The sequence below is a fragment of the Sphingopyxis sp. CR5 genome (genome assembly GCF_059693785.1).
Genome location: NZ_JCATIE010000001.1, coordinates 477,882 through 495,895, shown reverse-complemented (window position 1 = coordinate 495,895; position 18,014 = coordinate 477,882). Strand labels below are relative to the sequence as shown.

Here is an 18,014-nt window from a genome sequence, read left to right as displayed (position 1 = left end):
GCCGCTCTATTGCTGCACGATGACAGGTAAAATGGGGTTAATCAATGGCGCGAAAAGGCGCTCGCTCCGCCCGCCACGCCCGCCGCCTTGCCGTCGGCCGGGCCGCCCGGCTATGTCGCGCTCTATCAGGCGCTTGGCGGCGGCGCGGCGGCGTGGCAGCACTCTTGTGAAACAGCGACGCCGCGCGTTATGGGGGGGCATGGGCCAGCGCGCGATCCGTACCGACCGTCATCTCTCCGCCGACCATCGCGGCCGGACGCGCTCGTGACGCGCGGCGCCGGGGATGGCGGGGCGTCGCGCCCGACAATGGCCGATATCGCGCGCGAACTGGGCGTCGCAAAGATCACCGTATCGCGCGCCCTGTCGAACCATTCGACGGTCAAGGACAGCACGCGCCAGGCAATCCGCGAAGCCGCCGAACGCATGGGATATCGCCTCAACGTTTCGGCACGCAACCTGCGCCAGCAGCGCAGCCGGACGATCGCGGTGGTGATCGAAATGACCCCGTCGCACGACCGGTTGATGAGCGAGCCCTATCCGCTGCTTCTGCTCGGCGGGATTCTACAGGAATTGACGGAGGCGGGTCAGAATATGGTGCTGACCACCATCGACCTCTTCTCCGACTGCCCGCCGTCCGCCGACGGCGTGATCCTGCTCGGCCAGGGGGTGCACGACGATGCGGCATCGGTGATCGAAGCGACGGGACTGCCCTATGTCGTGTGGGGCGCCGAACATGGCCCGCCCGAGCGCATTGTCGTCGGCAGCGACAACCGCGCCGGCGGCCGGCTCGCAGCCGACTATCTGCTCGGCCGCGGGCGCCGGCGCCTCCTATTCCTCGGCGAGCCGATGCACGGCGAGGCGGAAGACCGTCTGCGCGGCTTTGCCGAACGCGTCGCCGAATCGGGGGCCGCCCTCGTCGACGAGATTTCCTGCGCCTTCACCGTGGCGGCCGGGCGCGATGCGGTCGCCGCGGCGCTCGCCGGCGGAACGTCCGGTTTCGACGGCATCTTCGCATGCAGCGACGCCATTGCAATGGGTGCGATAGAGGCGCTGCGCGCCGCCGGACGCGAGGTGCCCGCCGACGTGTCGGTCGTGGGTTTCGACGATTCGCCCGGCGCCGCCCTGTTTTCGCCGAGCCTGACCAGCATCCGCCAGGACTGGGCGCTCGGGGGGGCGCTGCTCGCGCAGAAGGTGCTTGCACGCGTAGCCGGAAAGCCGGTCGAATCACGCGCGATGCCGGTCGAGCTGGTTACCCGGGAAAGCTGATCCGAACCTTCGAAAATCCCAATCGAACCAGAGCTTTATTTTCAAATGGTATCGATATCTTGACATCGATACCATTTTGCCGAAAATGCGCTCATTCAGAATACGCGCCAGCCAAGGCGCGACAGGGTGAGGACGCTGGTGGCACTATCCGGGACCAATTCCGACACGATGCGGCTCGTCCGGCGCGGCAAGGACGCGGCCGGCGATCAGGCGCGCGCGCTGTTCGCGCTCGCCAACGGCCTCGTCGGGGTCGAGGGCGTCGCCGACGAATGCGCCGACGCCCCGTGCTGCTACCTGCCCGACGCTTTCGTCAGCCGCCCGCTTTCCTATCATGAGAGCTTTCCGGGCTATGCCACCGCGACCGACACGCGGATCAAATGCCCGAGTCCGCTGCTGCTGCGATTGCACATCGACGGCCGCCCCGTCGATTTTGCCGCCGCCGAGCTTGTCGACGCGGTACAGGACCTCGACCTTGCGTCGGGCCAGCTCCATCGGAGCGCCCGGTGGCGGCTGACCGACGGGCGCGAGATCGCGATCGCAGCGATCCGCATCGTGCCGCTCGAAGGCGCCGCGACGATCGCCTCGCGCTTGGAGATCACGCCCTGCGGATTCGCGGCGCGGGTGCAGGCATGGCTGACCTATGGACATGAATCCGCCGCCGGCGATGCCGCCGACGCCGACGACCCGCGCATTTCGGCCCGGCTGCCATCGACCTGGCCGGTCGCGCCGGCCGCGCCCGGCGATACGCCCGCGATCACCCGCTTCGCGCAGGCCGGGATCGAGCTCGCCTATCGCCAGCAGGTCGTCAGCGCGGGCGCGCAGGTCGCGGCGGTGCATGCGGGCCATGTCGTCCGCGCCGAGCTGGCCGCGGACACGGCGCTACAGATCGATCGCATCGTCGACATCGCTTCGGCCCGCGGTGCGCCGGCCGAACCGGGGGCCGCCTCGGCGGGGTTCGACGCGATCGCCGAACAGCAGCGCGCAGCAGCCGGCCGCCTGTGGCACAGCGCCGCGCTGACGATCGACGGCGACGAGCCGCTGACCGAGGCGCTGCGCTTCGACCTCTTTCAGCTCCATCAATCGGCGAGCCGCAACCCCGCCTACAGCATCGCCGCCAAGGGCCTGTCGGGCGAAGGCTATGAAGGTCATGTGTTTTGGGACGCCGAAGCCTTCATGCTCCCCGTTCTCGCCCTCCAGGCCCCCGAACGGGCCCGCACCTTGCTGGCCTATCGCATCGGAAAGCTCGATCGGGCGCGCGATCACGCCGCGGCGATCGGCCATGCGAAAGGCGCGCTGTATCCGTGGCGCACGATCGCCGGGGACGAATGTTCGGCGCATTATCCGACGGGGTCGGCGCAATATCATATCAATGGCGATATTGCGCACGGGGTCGCGCTGTATGTCGCGGCGACCGGCGACGAGGCGTTGCGGCGCGATGCCGCCGAAATGCTGAGCGAGACCGCGCGGATATGGATCGACATCGGCCATTTCGACCCGCGGCGCGGCGGTGCCTTCTGCCTGCCGGGCGTCACCGGACCCGACGAATATTCCGCGCTCGTTGACAATGATTTCTATACCAACGCGATCGCGAAGCGGCACCTGACCTATGCCGCCGATACCGCCGACTGGCTGAACCGGACGGCACCCGGCGCCTTTGCCGCGCTGGCGGACGCCATCGGCCTCGATACGGCGGAGGTCGCCGAATGGCGGCGCGCAGCGGAGGCGATGTGGCTGCCGGTCGATGCAGAAACCGGCATCAACCCTCAGGACGACGCCTTTCTCGGCCGGCCCGAACTTCCCGGGCTCAAGCCGCTCGGCGAACGCGGGCCGCTGCTCCTCGACTATCATCCGATGATCCTGTTCCGCCACCGCATCTGCAAGCAGGGCGATGTCGTACAGGCGATGGCGATGGACCTGGTGCCGATGCCGCTGTCGCGCCAGCAGCGCAACCTCGCCTTTTACGACGGTGTCACCGCGCATGATTCGACGCTGTCGTCGGTCGCCTTCGGCATCGCCGCGGCGCGGCTCGGCCACGCGCAGCACGCGCTGCATTTCCACGCCGAATGCGCCTTTGTCGACCTCGAAAACCGGCACGGCAACACCTCGCACGGCCTGCACATGGCGGCGCTCGCGGGAAGCTGGCTCGTGCTCGCACAGGGCTGGGGCGGGCTGGCGCTCGACGGGCCGCTCCCCGCCTTTCGCCCGCTGCTCCCCGACGCCTGGCGCGGCTTCAGCTTCCGGCTTTGCTGGCGCGGCAGCACGATCGAGGTCGCGGTCGATCGGGCGGGCGCCACCTATCGCCTGCTCTCGGGCGACCCGCTCGCGATCCTCGATCACGGCCGCGCGCTGACGGTCGGGGCCGATCCGGTCTTCGCGCCGCGGCCGGCGCTGAAGGGCGTGATCTTCGACCTCGACGGCGTGCTGACCGACACCGCCGAGGATCATTATGTCGCGTGGCAGGCGCTCGCCGACAAGCATGGCCTGCCGTTCGACCGGGCCGCGAACCAGCGGCTGAAAGGGGTCGACCGCGCAGGCTCGCTACGGCTGATTCTCGAAGGTGCGGGCAGCGACGTCGACGACGCGCGCTTCGCTGCGATGCTCGCCGAAAAGAACGACATCTATCGCGCGCGACTTGCCGCCTATTCGCCCGACAATCTGTTTCCCGGCGTGACCGACCTGTTCGCGGCGCTGCGGTGGGCGGGGCTCAGAATCGGGCTTGCTTCGGCAAGCCGCAACGCCCCCGACGTCGTCCGGCGGCTCGGCATCGCCGACCAGTTCGATTTCATCGCGGATGCGGGTGCCGTCGAGGCAGCAAAGCCCGCGCCCGACATTTTCCTGGCCTGTGCCGACGGCATGGGCCTTGCGCCGGACCAGTGCATCGGCATCGAGGATGCGCGGGCCGGCATCACGGCCATCCATGCGGCGGGCATGGTGGCTATTGGCATCGGGTCTGAAGAGGCGCTGCCCGACGCCGACCTCAACCTTCCCGCCATCGGCGACCTGACGGTCGGCACCATCCTGTCGGCAGAACAGCGAGCGGCCGCGCCGGGGAGCCCGAAAACCAGACCAGGAAAAGTGGAGGAACTACCATGTTGAAGACGAGCTATCTGCTGTCGTCTATCGCGCTCGCCGCCCTGCCGGCGGCCGCCTTTGCCCAGGAAGCGCCCGCATCGGACGACACGGGCGCGGACCAGGAAATCATCGTCACCGGCACCGCCGGGGGCGGCGTCAACCGCCAGGACGCGGCCTTTGCGGTGACCAATATCAACTCCGACGCGATCGCGCGCGCGGCGCCGAACAGCACCGCCGACCTGTTCAAGGTCATCCCCGGCGTCTCGGCCGAAAGCTCCGGCGGCCAGAATGGCGCGAACGTCTTCGTGCGCGGCTACCCGTCGGGCGGCGACGCCGAGTTCGTGACGCTGACGACGCAGGGCGTCCCCTTCTTCTCGCCCCCGACGCTGTCCTTCCTCGAAAACAGCCAGCTCATCCGCATCGACGAGACCATCGAGCGAGTCGAGGCGGTTCGCGGCGGCACCGGCGCGCTGTTCGGCAATGGCCAGCCGGGTCTGACGATCAACTTCGTCCAGAAAGAGGGCGGCCCCGACTTCGAAGGCCTCGTGAAGGCCGGCATCACCGACTATGGCGACATGCGCGGCGACATGCTGCTCTCCGGCCCGCTCGGTGAGAATACCAGCTTCATGGTCGGCGGATATTATGCGAGCGGCCACGGCATCCGCAACCCGGGCTTCACGTCCGAAAAGGGCGGACAGATCACCGCCAATGTCCGGCACGAACTCGACAAGGGCTCGATCCTCGTCTTTGCCCGCTATCTGAACGATCATGGCCAGTGGTTGCTGCCGATTCCGGTGATCCAAGACGGCAACAAGATCAGCCAGTTCGGCAATATCGATCCGGGCAGCGGCGCGCTCGCCGGACCCGAAACGCGGCTCGCGCTGCTCCAGGACGGCCAGCGCGCCGACCTGGGCGACGGGCGCGGCGCCGATCTGGTCAACCTCGGCACCAATTTCGATTACGAACTCGGCGACGGCATCAACCTGCGCTATCGTGCGAGCTATCTGAAGGGCGACGCCGACACGACCGGATTCGTCCCGGCAAGCTCGGCGATGTCGGCCGCCGACTATGCCGCCTCGCTCGGCAGCACGATCGGCAGCCTGACCTATGTCAACGGCGGCGATGCGGTCGCCAACCCCGGCGCGCAGCAGGTGATACTCGCCGGCACCTGGATCGTCCGGAAACAGATCGAGGATTTCACCAACGACCTTGCGGTCGAATGGGACAGCGGCAGCAACAAGTTCACCGTCGGCGCCTATTTCTCCGACTTTTCGTCGAACGACCAGTGGAACCTCGGCAATAACCGGCTGATCACGGCGGAAAATAACGGCCGGGTTCTCGATCTCGTGCTCGCCAACGGGCAGCTCGCGACGACGCGCGGCTTTACCGGCGGGTCGACCTTCAACGTCAACGCCGCCTATGACGGGCGCGAATATGCCTTCTATGCGGTCGACGAGTTTCAGCTGACCCCCGAGCTGCGGCTCGACGCGGGGTTGCGCTACCAGCATTACAAGGCGACGGGGACGCTCGAAAACAATGATTTCGGGGTCAATGTCGACGGCGACGACGACACGCTGTACGACAACAGCACGGCGGTGCTCAACGGCACCTTCAGCACGCTCGCGTACAAGAAGGGCGCATGGTCGTGGACGGCGGGTCTCAACTACGACTTCTCGCCGACGGTCGCCGCCTATGTTCGCTACAATCGCGGCAACACCAACCCCTTCTTCGACAATCTACGCGACGGCATCTTCGTCTCGCCCCGCGTCGACAATTTCGAAGGCGGGTTGAAGGTGCGGACCGACATGCTGTCGCTGTATGCGACGCTGTTCCACACCAAGTTCAAGGGACTGTCCACCTCTGTCATCACCGACGGCGCGCCGATCGCGTCGGTCGGCGGAGCGCGCAGCACCGGTCTCGAGCTCGAAGGTGCGTTGCGCCCGACGCGCGATTTCACCATCGCCTTTTCGGGTACCTGGCTCGACGCCAAATACCGCGACTTCTTCTCGGGCGGCGGGACGGTCGACCTGACCGGCAACCGCGTGCAGCGCCAGCCGAAGTGGCAATGGCGCGTCACGCCCTCCTATGATTTCGAGTTCGGGGACGACAGCAAGGTTTCGGTCTATTCGACCTTCTCCTATGTTGGCGACCGCTTCTCCGATCCCGAAAACCAGCAGAACCTGCCGCATTATTTCAAGATCGACGCGGGCATCACCTTCGACGTCAATCGCGCGCTGCAATTCGCGGTGACCGCGGATAATCTGACCGACAAGGTGGGGCTCACCGAAGGCAATCCGCGGGTCATCGGCTCGCAGGGCGCCGGGGTGATCAACGCGCGTCCGATCCTCGGCCGCTCGTTCCGGTTCAGCGCGGCCTATAAATTCTGATCCATCCCTCCCCTTGGGTGGCCGCGGCCTCTTCGCGGCCACCCCTCTTTTTGGCAGAAGGGTGAGCGATGACCATGGCCCGTACCCGGCTGATCGCCGCACTGATCCTGACCTATGTCGCCTTTGCGATGCTGCTGAACAGCGTCGGCACGGTGATCCTCCAGTCGATTTCCAGCTTCGACGTGACCAAGCCGCAGGCGAGCACGCTCGAAGGCTTCAAGGACATCACTATCGCGGTCGTGTCCTTCGCCACCGCCAGCTATCTGCCGCGCGTCGGCCTGAAAAATTCGCTCGTCATCGCGCTGATCGTCGCACTCGCGGCGTGCGCGGTCATGCCGCTCGGCCAGAGCTTCGATATCGCGCGACTGCATTTCGCGATGGTCGGAGCGGCCTTTGCCGTGGCCAAGGTCGTCGTCTATTCGATGATCGGGCTCGTTACCGATAGCCCGCGCAAGCACGCCAGCCTGACCAGCCTGATCGAGGGCATGTTCATGGTCGGGGTGCTGTCCTCCTATTGGGTGTTCAGCGCCTTCATCGACCCGACCGGCCTGCGTTGGCTGAGCGCCTATTGGGTGCTCGCGGCGATCCCGGCGCTCGCGCTTGCGCTGTTGCTTTCGGCCCCGGTCGACGAGCGCAAGGCCCATGAAGGCGAAGAGGCGGCAACGGCGGAAGGCCCGCCACTCTTCGCGATGCTGCGCCTCGCCCTGCTGCCGCTCGTGCTCATCTTCATCGCCTGCGCCTTCCTGTTCGTGCTGATCGAGCAGGGAATCCAGACCTGGCTGCCGACCTTCAACAAAGAGGTGTTGCACCTGCCCGCCCAGATGAGCGTCCAGGCGGCCAGCCTGTTCGCCGCCGCGCTGGCAGTCGGACGGTTCGGCGCCGGTGCCGTGATGGCGCGTTTCGACTGGTATCCGGTGCTCAACACCTGCCTTGCCCTTCTGGCGGCGCTGATCGTCCTCGTCCTGCCGCTCGCCGACGGCCTGTCGCCGCGTGCGATCGCAAGCTGGGGCGAAGCGCCCGTCGCGGCGTTCCTGTTCCCGCTGATCGGCGTGGTGCTGGCGCCGGTCTATCCGACGATCATCTCGGTAATGCTCAGCGCGATGCCCGCCCGGCAGCATCCGCCGCTAATGGGTCTTGTCGTCGTGTTTTCGGCGCTGGGCGGAACGACGGGGTCGCTAATTACCGGGGCCTTGTTCGATCATCTCGACGGGCGTACGGCCTTTATGCTGATGCTGGTGCCGACCGCGGTGCTGGCCCTTGGTCTCTTCTGGTTGCGCCGACGCATCCGGCATGACGCCGCCGGCACAACCGCCCTCGCCTGAGGCCCTTGCCCGGCCACCGATGTCCTCTGGACTTATCGGGGCGGATTATTATATACCGCTCGTTATGGAAAGTGACACCCTCCCCGTCGCCAAAGGGCGCCCGCGCGAATTCTGCGTCGACCAAGCGCTCGCCGAAGCGCTGCGCGTCTTTTGGGCGAAAGGCTATGACGGGGCGTCCATGGCCGATCTGACCGAGGCGATGGGGATTACCAAGCCCAGCCTCTATGCCGCCTTTGGCAACAAGGAAGCGCTGTTTCACAAGGCGCTCGACCTCTATGAATCCGAAAAGCTCGACTATACGCGCGCCGCACTCGAACAGCCGACCGCACGCGCCGTCGCCGAATATTATCTGCGCGGCGCGCTTGATCGCCATTGCGGCGCCGAGGATCCCAAAGGGTGCATGGGCCTGCTCGGCACGCTTGCGTGCAGCCCGGAGGCCGATTCGATCAAGGCCGATGTCGTGCGCCGCCGCGCCTCGTCACAGCGCGCGCTCGTCGACCGCTTTGCGCGCGCCAAGGCGGAGGGCGACCTGCCCGACCATATCGATCCCGAAGGATTGACCGGCCATATGCTCGCCATCCTGCAAGGTTTGACGGTTCAGGCAAGCGCCGGGGCCCCCCGCGCCGATCTTGAGCGGCTGGTGGAAACAAGCCTGGCTTTATGGCCCAGCAAATAATTCTGTAACAGCTGGTACAAAACTCCTTGACAAGATGAACGGCGGATTTATATACCGCATAGTACAGATGGTCGGGGCGGCCACTTCGCCGCGACGAGCGAAGGGAGCGCCCATGAGCCACTGTCCGTTCAATCCCGACCTGGTCCGCTAGGTCAGCCCAACACATCGCGAGAAACCGGATCGGTGCCCCCCGGGCGTCGGACGGCTTCCCCAACTTCGAAATCTCCCCTCGCCGGGCGCAAGTATGTCCCGGGGCGTGAGCCCCCTTGCGCCCGGCAAATCGACCCAAGGAGGACCCGATGATGGCCACACTTGCCCTTGCCGAGCGTGCCCCGCGCGCCATCGAACCCACCCCGCGCTTCCCCGCCCCCGCAGCGCCGAAAGCCCAGAATCCCGCAGGTTTCTCGGCGCTGGAATGGTCGGTCGTGATGCTTGCGCGTCACGACCGGCCATCGAGCCTGCGCGAACCGGGGCGCATCGCGAAGATCCTTGCCGCACTGTTCGGAAACGCCGTCAACCGGCGGCTCGCCGATCCGAAGCTCGAGGCGCTGCGCCGCATGGCGGTGCTGACCTGGCACCACAGCTATTCGGTGCCGAAGAGCGAGCTCAAGGCCTTTTTCGCAGCCGGCTATTCGCCCGATCATTACGAACTGCTGGGCAAGCGCGTCGCCGAAGTGCACGTCGCCCGCCTCTTCCGAAAGTAACCGTCCCATGAACATGCTCTCCCCGATCCGGCGCGAGGAGGCGGCAAAGACCGCCCCCGCGCCGACCTCCCCCGTGTCGCCGCGCCGCTGGCGCCGCGCGCTCCAGATCGGCCTGCCGCTCGCGATCCTCGTCGCGGCAGGCTATGCGCTGACCCACCGCGAAGGCCCGGCGAACGCCGCACCGTCGTTGCCCGTCGTCACCGTCGCTGCGCCGCTGGCGCGCGAGATTACCGAGTGGGACGACTATGTCGGCCGCTTCGAGGCGAGCCGCTCGGTCGAGGTGCGTCCGCGCGTCTCTGGCCAGCTCACCGGCATTCATTTCAAGGACGGCCAGATCGTGCGCAAGGGGCAGCTGCTCTTCACGATTGACCCGCGTCCGTTCAACGCCGCGCTCGCTGAAGCACAGGCCGACGCCGCGAGCGCGCGCAGCAAACTCGCGCTTGCCCGCACCAACCTGGCGCGTGCGAACCGGCTCGTCGCCGACGATGCGATCTCGCAAAGCGATGTCGATCAGCTCAACGCCGAAGTCCGCGCCGCGACTGCCGCACTCGCAGCCGCCGACGCACGCGTCCGTTCGCGGTCGCTCGACGTCGAATTCACCCGCGTCCGCGCGCCGATCGGCGGCCGCATTTCGGATCGCCGCGTCGACCCCGGCAACCTGGTCGCGGCGGGCGAAGGCGCGGGCACGCTGCTCACGACGATCAACGCGCTCGATCCGATTTATTTCGCCTTCGACAGTTCGGAAGCGCTGTTCCTCAAGGCGCAGCGCGACCGGCAGGCCGGCCGGACGACGGGTCAGCAGGTCGAGGTCCGGTTGCAGGACGAAAGCGCCTATAACTGGACCGGCCACGTCGATTTCACCGACAATGCGATCAACGATCATTCGGGAACGCTCCGCGTGCGTGCGGTAATCGACAATCCCGACTATTTCCTGACCCCCGGCATGTTCGGCAACATGCGGCTCGCACAGGGTGGCCAGGTGTCGGCGCTGCTCGTTCCCGACGCCGCAGTCCGCACCGATCAGGCGCGCAAGCAGGTGTTCGTCGTCGCCAAGGACGGCACGGTCGCGGCACGAACGGTCGAAACCGGGCCGCTCGTCGCCGGCCTGCGCGTGATCCGGTCGGGCCTGACGGCACAGGACCGGGTGATCGTGCAAGGCATCCAGTTCGCCCAGCCGGGCGGAAAGGTCACGGCGAAGCCGACGACGATCCGGCCGAAAACCGCGCCCGCCGCGACCGAGATCGGCGAGGGACAGTCGCCCGCCGCATCGCAGGCGACGCTCGCGGGGTAAGGCCGGACATCGCGCCGGCCGTGTCCGGGGCGATGCCGCGCTGCCATCCGATTTTCATCATTTGCCGGCCCCCGTGGGCCGAGGAGGCTCGACATGCGTCTCAGCCATTTCTTCATCCGCCGCCCGATCTTCGCGGGCGTAATCGCGATCATCATCACGATCATCGGCGCCTTCGCCTATTTCGGGCTGCCGGTGTCGCAATTCCCCGCGGTGGTTCCGCCGACGGTAACGGTCAGCGCCAGCTATCCGGGCGCGTCGGCCGAAACCGTCGCCGACACCGTCGCGGCGCCGATCGAGCAACAGATCAACGGCGTCGACAACATGCTCTATCAATCGTCGCAATCGACCGGCGACGGGCGGCTGACGATTACCGTCACCTTCAAGCTCGGCACCGACCTCGACACCGCGCAGGTGCTCGTCCAGAACCGCGTCGCGCTCGCCGAACCGAGCCTGCCCGAAGAGGTCCGGCGGCAGGGCGTCGTGGTGCGCAAGACCTCGCCGTCATGGCTGATGGCGGTCAACGTCCTCTCGCCCGACGGCTCGCTCGACCGCAGCTATGTCTCCAACTATGCGCTGACCCAGCTCAAGGACCGGCTGACGCGCGTCGACGGCATCGGCGACGTGCAGGTGTTCGGCGCGCGCGACTATGCGATGCGCGTGTGGATCGACCCCGGCCGCGCGGCGGAGCTCAACCTGACCGCGGGCGACATCGTGTCCGCGCTGCGCGCGCAGAATGTCCAGGTCGCCGCCGGCGTCGTTGGCCAGCCGCCGTTCGACACGGGCGCCGCGCACCAGCTCAATGTCGAGACGCAGGGCCGCTTCAAGACCGCCGACGAGTTCGCCAATATCATCGTCCGCACCGATCCGACCGGCGCAATCACGCGCCTGCGCGACGTCGCGCGCGTCGAGCTGGGGGCCGAGGATTATGGCGTCAACGCCTATCTCTCGGGCCAGGATTCAATCATCATGGGGATCACCCAGCGGCCGGGCACCAACGCGCTCGCCGCCTCCGAAGGGGTGAAGGCCCAGCTCGCCGACGCGGCGAAAACCTTCCCCAAGGGCCTCGAATACAGGATCATCTGGAACCCGACCGAGTTCATCAGCGAATCGATGCACGCGGTGCAGAAGACGCTGCTCGAGGCGATGCTGCTCGTCGTCGTCGTGATCATCGTCTTCCTGCAAAGCTGGCGCGCCGCGATCATCCCGATCGTCGCGATCCCCGTGTCGCTGATCGGCACCTTCGCGGTGCTCGCCGGGCTCGGCTATTCGCTCAACACGCTGTCGATGTTCGGACTCGTGCTCGCGATCGGCATCGTCGTCGACGACGCGATCGTCGTCGTCGAGAATGTCGAACGCAATATGGAACACGGCCTGTCCCCGCGCGATGCCGCGCACACCTCGATGGACGAGGTGTCGGCGGCGCTCGTCGCGATCGTGCTCGTGCTGTGCGCGGTGTTCGTCCCGACGACCTTCCTCACCGGCATCACCGGCGAATTCTATCGCCAGTTCGCGGTGACGATCGCCACGGCGACGGTGATTTCGCTCGTCCTCTCGCTCACCCTGTCGCCCGCGCTCGCCGCGTTGCTGCTGCGTCCGCGCGAAGCACAGGCGCCCGCGTCGGGATGGCGCCGCCATGCCTGGCTCGCGGGCGACCGCTTCAACCGCGCCTTCGATCGGCTCAGCAACTGGTATGGAGAGAGTGCGCGCCGGATCATCGGCGTCCCGCGCAAGGCGCTCGCGACTTACGGCGGGCTGATCGTCGCGACCACCGCGATCTTCTGGGCGACGCCGGCGGGCTTCGTGCCTGCGCAGGATCAGGGCTATGCGCTTGCCGCGATCCAGCTCCCGCCCGGCAGCTCGATCCAGCAGACCGATGCGGTGCTCAAGAAGGTGGTGAAGAAGCTGCTCGACGTGCCCGGCACCGAGGCGGCGGTGATGTTCGCCGGCTTCGACGGCGCCTCGGGAACGCAGGCGTCGAACGCCGGGGCGGCCTATGTCACCTTCAAGCCCTTCGCCGAACGCGCGGGAACCGACCGCACCGAACGCAATATCGAGGACGATATGCGCGCGGCGCTCGCCGACGTGAACGACGCCTTCGTGTTCGTGATCCCGCCGCCGGTGATCCAGGGCATCGGCAATGGCGGCGGCTATCGCATGATCGTGCAGGATCGCGGCGACGCGGGCTATCAGGCGCTCGAACAGGCGTCGGGCCAGTTGATCGGCGAAGCGCATCAGCAGCGCGAGCTCGCGAATGTCTTCACCCTCTACAACACCGCGACGCCGCGCGTGTACGCCGACATCGACCGCGCCAAGTCCGACATGCTCGGCGTGCCGCCGTCGCGGGTGTTCGAGGCGCTGCAAGTCTATCTGGGCTCGGCCTATGTCAACGACTTCAACCTGCTCGGGCGCACCTTCCGCGTCACGGCGCAGGCCGAAGCCGCGGCGCGCGACGATCCGTCGGACATCGCGCGCCTGAAGACGCGGTCGAACACGGGCGAGATGGTGCCGATCGGCGCGGTCGCGACCTTCAGCGACAGGACCGGTCCCTATCGCGTCACCCGCTACAACCTCTTCCCCGCGGTCGAGGTCGATGGCGAGACCGCGCCGGGAACTTCGACCGGCCAGGCGATCGAGGTGATGGAAAAGGTCGCCGAAAATCTGCCCGCGGGTTTCTCGGCCGAATGGACCGGCATCGCTTTCCAGCAAAAGGCGGCGGGCAATATCGCCGCGCTGATCTTTGCGCTGTCGGTGGTGTTCGTCTTCCTGGTGCTGGCCGCGCAGTTCGAAAGCCTGATGCTGCCGCTCGCGATCATCCTGATCGTGCCGATGACGCTGCTGGCCGCGATGGCGGGCGTCAACCTCAGGGGTCTCGACAATAATATCCTGACCCAGATCGGCCTGATCGTGCTGATCGCGCTTGCGGCGAAGAATGCGATCCTGATCGTCGAATTCGCCAAGCAGGCCGAAGAGCGCGGCGCGACGGTGGTCGAAGCGGCGGTAGAGGCGGCGCGCGCGCGGCTTCGCCCGATCCTGATGACCAGCTTCGCCTTCATCCTGGGCGTGGCGCCGCTCGTCTGGGCGTCGGGTCCCGGCTACGAGCTGCGCCAGGCGCTTGGCACCGCCGTCTTCTATGGGATGATCGGCGTCACCCTGTTCGGGCTGATCTACACCCCGACCTTCTATGTCGTCTGCCGCACGATCGGCGACCGCATCGCGGCGCGCGGCCGGCAGGGCGGACAGGGCGCGCCGGCCCCTGTGGCAGCCGAATGATGGCGGCGACCGCGCAGAACCTTGGTGTGCTCCCGCGAAGGCGGGAGCCCATCTCCCGACGGCGCCATCTCGAACCCGTCGGTAATGGGTCCCCGCCTTCGCGGGGACACACAGTCCCAAATTTCAGGAGCCGTTCGATGATCCTCCGCAGCTTCCTCATCTCCACCGTTTCCGCGCTGATGCTATCGGCCTGCGCGGTCGGGCCGGACTTCGCTCCCCCCACGCCTCCCTCCGCGGCGTCCGGCCCGCTCCTGTCCGTCAAACAAGGTGTGACGACGACCGCGCCCGCCGATCCCGAATGGTGGCGGCTCTACCAGGACCCGGTGCTCGACGGCCTCGTCGCCGACGCGCTTGCGGCGAACACCGATATCCGCGTTGCCATCGCCCGCATCGCCAAGGCGCGCGCGAGCTTGCGCGAAGTGCGCGGCGACCGCCTGCCGTCGACGAACCTCGGCGCCGGGGCAAACTACGGCCGCGTCAGCGAGAACCAGACGCTGCCCGGCGCCGACCGCGAGGGGTGGCAGGTCGATGGCGGCCTGTCCGTCGGCTACGAGGTCGACCTGTTCGGCCGCGTCTCGCGCGGGGTCGAGGCGGCGCGCGGCGATCTCGCCGCCGCCGAGGCCGATGCCGATGCCGTCCGCGTCATCGTCGCCGCCGAAACCGCGCGCGCCTATGCCGACGCCGCTTCGGCCGCCGAGCGCCTGAGCGTCGCGCGCCATATCGTCGATCTGCTCGACAAGTCGGTCGCGCTCAGTGCGCGTCGTGCCGAGGTTGGCCTGACAACGAAGCTCGATACCGCGCGCGTCGCGGCGCTGCGCGACCAGCGCCGCGCCGACATTCCGGCCATCGCGGCCGAACGCGATGCCGCGCTCTTCCGCCTTGCGACCCTCACCGGCCGCGCACCGGCCAACCTGCCGCCGATCGCTGGCGAACGGCAGACAACCCTGCGGCTCGACCAGCCGATTCCGGTCGGCGACGGCGCCGCGCTGCTCGCGCGCCGTCCCGACGTTGCCGCCGCCGAACGCCGGCTCGCGGCGGCGACGGCGCGCATCGGCGTCGCGACCGCCGACCTTTATCCCCGCATCAGCCTGGGCGGTTCGATCGGACAGACGAGCACCGGGCTGGGCGACTTGTTCGGCGGCGGCCCGCTGCGCTGGCTGCTCGGACCGTTGATCAGCTGGTCCTTCCCCAATCAGGAAGCGGTGCGCGCGCGGATCGACGGCGCCGAAGCCGACAGCCAGGCCGCGCTCGCCGCGTTCGACGGCACAGTGCTTGGTGCGCTCGAAGAGACCGAAACCGCGCTCTCGACCTATGCCCACCTCCTCGACCGGCGCACCGCGCTCCAGTCGGCGCGCGACCAGGCCGAGACCGCCGTCAGGATCACCCGCGCGCAGCAACGCGAGGGCGCGATCGACGGGCTCGAGGCGCTCGACGCCGAACGCACCTTCGCCGAAGCTCAGGCCGCACTCGCGCTCGCCGATGCCCGCATCGCCGACGCGCAAGTCGACCTGTTCCGCGCGCTCGGCGGGCGCTGGTCGCAAAGCTGATGAGAAACGGCCGTCGATATGTTCGGGGAATTGTGAAATCAAGGAGTTATTAATCGATAATTTCGATCAAGACTAAGGGTATTTCCAATTTCCGCACTGCACAATGAAACGCTAGGTGGAGCCTTCCAATAACCAAGCAGGAGGCTCTCCATGTCCGTTCTCAACACCAAGCTCAAACCCTTCAGCGCCACGGCGTACAAGCAGGGCAAGTTCGTCGACATCAGCGACGCCGACGTGAAGGGCAAATGGGCGGTTTTCTTCTTCTATCCGGCCGACTTCACCTTCGTCTGCCCGACCGAACTCGAGGATCTGGCCGACATCTATCCGAAGCTGCAGGATATGGGCGTCGAGGTCTTCTCGGTCTCGACCGACACCCATTTCTGTCACAAGGCGTGGCACGACACCTCGCCCGCGATCGGAAAGATCGACTATTATATGGTCGGCGACCAGAATCACACGCTGTCGAACAATTTCGAAGTCCTGCGTGAAGGCGTCGGCCTGGCCGATCGCGGCACCTTCGTCCTCGACCCCGAGGGCGAGATCCAGCTCCTCGAAATCACCCCCGAGGGCGTGGGCCGCAACGCGGCCGAACTGCTGCGCAAGATCAAGGCGCTGCAATATTGGGTCAGCCATCCGGGCGAAGTCTGCCCCGCGAAGTGGGAAGAAGGCGCCGACACGCTCGCGCCCTCGCTCGACCTCGTCGGCAAGATCTAAGTCACGACACAATGATGCGGTGTGCCCCCGCGCAGGCGGGGGCCCATCACCGGCCGGCGCAATTTCGCACCATCAGGAGATGGATCCCCGCCTTTGCGGGGATACACCTACCTTCTATCGACACAGCAGGAGCTCTCCCCATGCTCGACGCCAATCTGAAGCAACAGCTTGCGTCCTATCTCGCGAACATCCGCGAGCCGATCGAACTCGTCTCGTCGCTCGATGACGGCGCGAAGTCGATGGAACTGGCCGAGCTGCTCGACGAAATCGCGTCGCTGTCGGACAAGGTGAGCACCCGGCGCAGCGACGACGACGCCCGCCGCCCGAGCTTCCTGATCCGCCGCGCAGGCGACCAGGATGTCGCGGTGCGCTTCGCCGGCATCCCGCTCGGCCATGAATTCACCTCGCTCGTCCTCGCGTTGCTGCAGGTCGGGGGGCATCCCCCCAAGACCGCGCCCGAGGTGATCGACCAGATCGCCGCACTCGACGGCGACTATCATTTCGAAACCTATTTCTCGCTTTCGTGCCAGAACTGCCCCGACCTGGTGCAGGCGCTGAACCTGATGAGCGTCGTCAACCCGCGCATCACCCACACCGCGATCGACGGCGGCCTGTTCCAGACCGAAGTCGAGGACCGCAAGGTCATGGCGGTGCCGACGGTGTTCCTGAACGGCGAGGCTTTCGGCCAGGGCCGCATGGAGCTGGAACAGATCCTCGCCAGGCTCGACAGCGGCGCCGAAGCGAAGGCCGCCGAAAGGATCGCCGCCAAGGATCCGTTCGACGTGCTCGTCGTCGGCGGCGGTCCCGCCGGCGCGGCAGCGGCGATTTACGCCGCGCGCAAGGGCATTCGCACCGGCGTCGCCGCCGAACGTTTCGGCGGGCAGGTGCTCGACACGATGGGAATCGAAAATTTCATCTCGGTCGCACACACCGAAGGCCCCAAGCTCGCCGCGCAGCTGGAAAGCCATGTCAAGGAATATGACGTGGACATCATGAACCTGCAGCGCGCCGAAAAGCTGGTCCCGGCATCGCGCGAAGGCGGGCTGCACGAGGTCAGGCTCGCCAACGGCGCGTCGTTGAAGGCGCGCACGCTGATCCTGTCGACCGGCGCGCGGTGGCGCCAGATGGGCGTCCCCGGCGAGGAGCAGTATCGCAACAAGGGCGTGGCCTATTGCCCGCATTGCGACGGCCCGCTCTACAAGGGCAAGCGCGTCGCGGTGATCGGCGGCGGCAATTCGGGCGTCGAGGCGGCGATCGACCTTGCGGGCATCGTCGCGCACGTCACCCTGATCGAATTCGATAGCGAACTGCGCGCCGACGCCGTGCTGCAACGCAAGCTCGCGAGCCTGCCCAACGTCAAGATCATCACCTCCGCCCTGACCACCGAAGTGCTTGGCGACGGCAGCAAGGTCACCGGCCTTGCCTATAAGGACCGCAACAGGGACACCCCGCACCAGATCGAGCTGGAAGGCGTGTTCGTGCAGATCGGGCTGGTTCCCAACACCGAATGGTTGGCGGGCGCGGTCGCACTGTCGGGCCGCGGAGAGATCGAGGTCGACCATCGCGGGGAAACGAGCCAGCCGGGCATCTTCGCGGCGGGCGATTGTACGACAGTACCCTATAAGCAGATCGTCATCGCGATGGGCGAAGGGTCGAAGGCGGCGCTGGCGGCGTTCGACTATATGATCCGCCTGCCCGCGGAGGCCGAAGCCGAAGCGGCTTGATATCTTCCCGGTCATGCCGGATTTGATCCGGCATCCCTTTG

The 18,014-nt window shown here is 66.9% G+C and carries 11 protein-coding genes; all 11 read left to right on the top strand.

Going from position 1 to position 18,014, the window contains the following annotated elements:
* Positions 1 to 264 precede the first annotated feature (264 nt).
* The 11 genes from AC58D2_RS02360 (at position 265) to ahpF (ending at position 17,973) form a co-directional block, all read left to right on the top strand.
* Complete coding sequence (locus AC58D2_RS02360; RefSeq protein WP_497386977.1) at positions 265 to 1,266, top strand: LacI family DNA-binding transcriptional regulator; 1,002 nt, start codon at positions 265 to 267, stop codon at positions 1,264 to 1,266.
* 126 nt (positions 1,267 to 1,392) lie between these two features.
* Positions 1,393 to 4,362: a beta-phosphoglucomutase gene (gene pgmB, locus AC58D2_RS02355; RefSeq protein WP_497386975.1), complete on the top strand. Its 2,970-nt coding sequence runs from the start codon at positions 1,393 to 1,395 to the stop codon at positions 4,360 to 4,362.
* The gene (locus AC58D2_RS02350; protein ID WP_497386973.1) at positions 4,356 to 6,725 is read left to right on the top strand and encodes a TonB-dependent receptor; all 2,370 of its coding nucleotides are present in this window, start codon (positions 4,356 to 4,358) and stop codon (positions 6,723 to 6,725) included. Before pgmB ends, AC58D2_RS02350 begins: the two co-directional genes overlap by 7 nt.
* A 68-nt stretch (positions 6,726 to 6,793) precedes the next feature.
* On the top strand, positions 6,794 to 8,047 hold the full coding sequence (locus tag AC58D2_RS02345; RefSeq protein ID WP_497386971.1) for an MFS transporter: 1,254 nt from the start codon (positions 6,794 to 6,796) through the stop codon (positions 8,045 to 8,047).
* Positions 8,048 to 8,111: 64 nt separating this feature from the next.
* Complete coding sequence (locus AC58D2_RS02340; RefSeq protein WP_497386969.1) at positions 8,112 to 8,723, top strand: TetR/AcrR family transcriptional regulator; 612 nt, start codon at positions 8,112 to 8,114, stop codon at positions 8,721 to 8,723.
* A gap of 299 nt (positions 8,724 to 9,022) precedes the next feature.
* A complete protein-coding gene (locus AC58D2_RS02335; RefSeq protein WP_497386967.1) occupies positions 9,023 to 9,427 on the top strand; it encodes a hypothetical protein in 405 nt (134 codons plus the stop codon).
* 7 nt (positions 9,428 to 9,434) lie between these two features.
* Positions 9,435 to 10,718 (top strand): efflux RND transporter periplasmic adaptor subunit, encoded by a 1,284-nt coding sequence (locus tag AC58D2_RS02330; RefSeq protein WP_497386965.1) that lies wholly within the window; start codon positions 9,435 to 9,437, stop codon positions 10,716 to 10,718.
* Positions 10,719 to 10,811: 93 nt separating this feature from the next.
* Positions 10,812 to 13,988: an efflux RND transporter permease subunit gene (locus AC58D2_RS02325; protein ID WP_497386963.1), complete on the top strand. Its 3,177-nt coding sequence runs from the start codon at positions 10,812 to 10,814 to the stop codon at positions 13,986 to 13,988.
* Positions 13,989 to 14,125: 137 nt separating this feature from the next.
* Positions 14,126 to 15,535, top strand: a complete 1,410-nt coding sequence (locus AC58D2_RS02320) for an efflux transporter outer membrane subunit (protein ID WP_497386961.1) — start codon at positions 14,126 to 14,128, stop codon at positions 15,533 to 15,535.
* 150 nt (positions 15,536 to 15,685) lie between these two features.
* The gene (gene ahpC / locus AC58D2_RS02315) at positions 15,686 to 16,249 is read left to right on the top strand and encodes an alkyl hydroperoxide reductase subunit C (RefSeq protein WP_497386959.1); all 564 of its coding nucleotides are present in this window, start codon (positions 15,686 to 15,688) and stop codon (positions 16,247 to 16,249) included.
* Positions 16,250 to 16,389: 140 nt separating this feature from the next.
* Positions 16,390 to 17,973, top strand: a complete 1,584-nt coding sequence (gene ahpF / locus AC58D2_RS02310; RefSeq protein WP_497386957.1) for an alkyl hydroperoxide reductase subunit F — start codon at positions 16,390 to 16,392, stop codon at positions 17,971 to 17,973.
* The last annotated feature ends 41 nt before the right edge of the window (positions 17,974 to 18,014 follow it).

Coding starts and splice junctions, on each gene's coding strand:
- AC58D2_RS02350 (WP_497386973.1), top strand. CDS start 4,356: ATGTTGAAGACGAGCTATCTGCTGTCGTCTATCGCGCTCGCCGCCCTG.
- AC58D2_RS02330 (WP_497386965.1), top strand. CDS start 9,435: ATGAACATGCTCTCCCCGATCCGGCGCGAGGAGGCGGCAAAGACCGCC.
- AC58D2_RS02320 (WP_497386961.1), top strand. CDS start 14,126: ATGATCCTCCGCAGCTTCCTCATCTCCACCGTTTCCGCGCTGATGCTA.
- AC58D2_RS02325 (WP_497386963.1), top strand. CDS start 10,812: ATGCGTCTCAGCCATTTCTTCATCCGCCGCCCGATCTTCGCGGGCGTA.
- AC58D2_RS02335 (WP_497386967.1), top strand. CDS start 9,023: ATGATGGCCACACTTGCCCTTGCCGAGCGTGCCCCGCGCGCCATCGAA.
- ahpC (WP_497386959.1), top strand. CDS start 15,686: ATGTCCGTTCTCAACACCAAGCTCAAACCCTTCAGCGCCACGGCGTAC.
- ahpF (WP_497386957.1), top strand. CDS start 16,390: ATGCTCGACGCCAATCTGAAGCAACAGCTTGCGTCCTATCTCGCGAAC.
- AC58D2_RS02345 (WP_497386971.1), top strand. CDS start 6,794: ATGACCATGGCCCGTACCCGGCTGATCGCCGCACTGATCCTGACCTAT.
- AC58D2_RS02340 (WP_497386969.1), top strand. CDS start 8,112: ATGGAAAGTGACACCCTCCCCGTCGCCAAAGGGCGCCCGCGCGAATTC.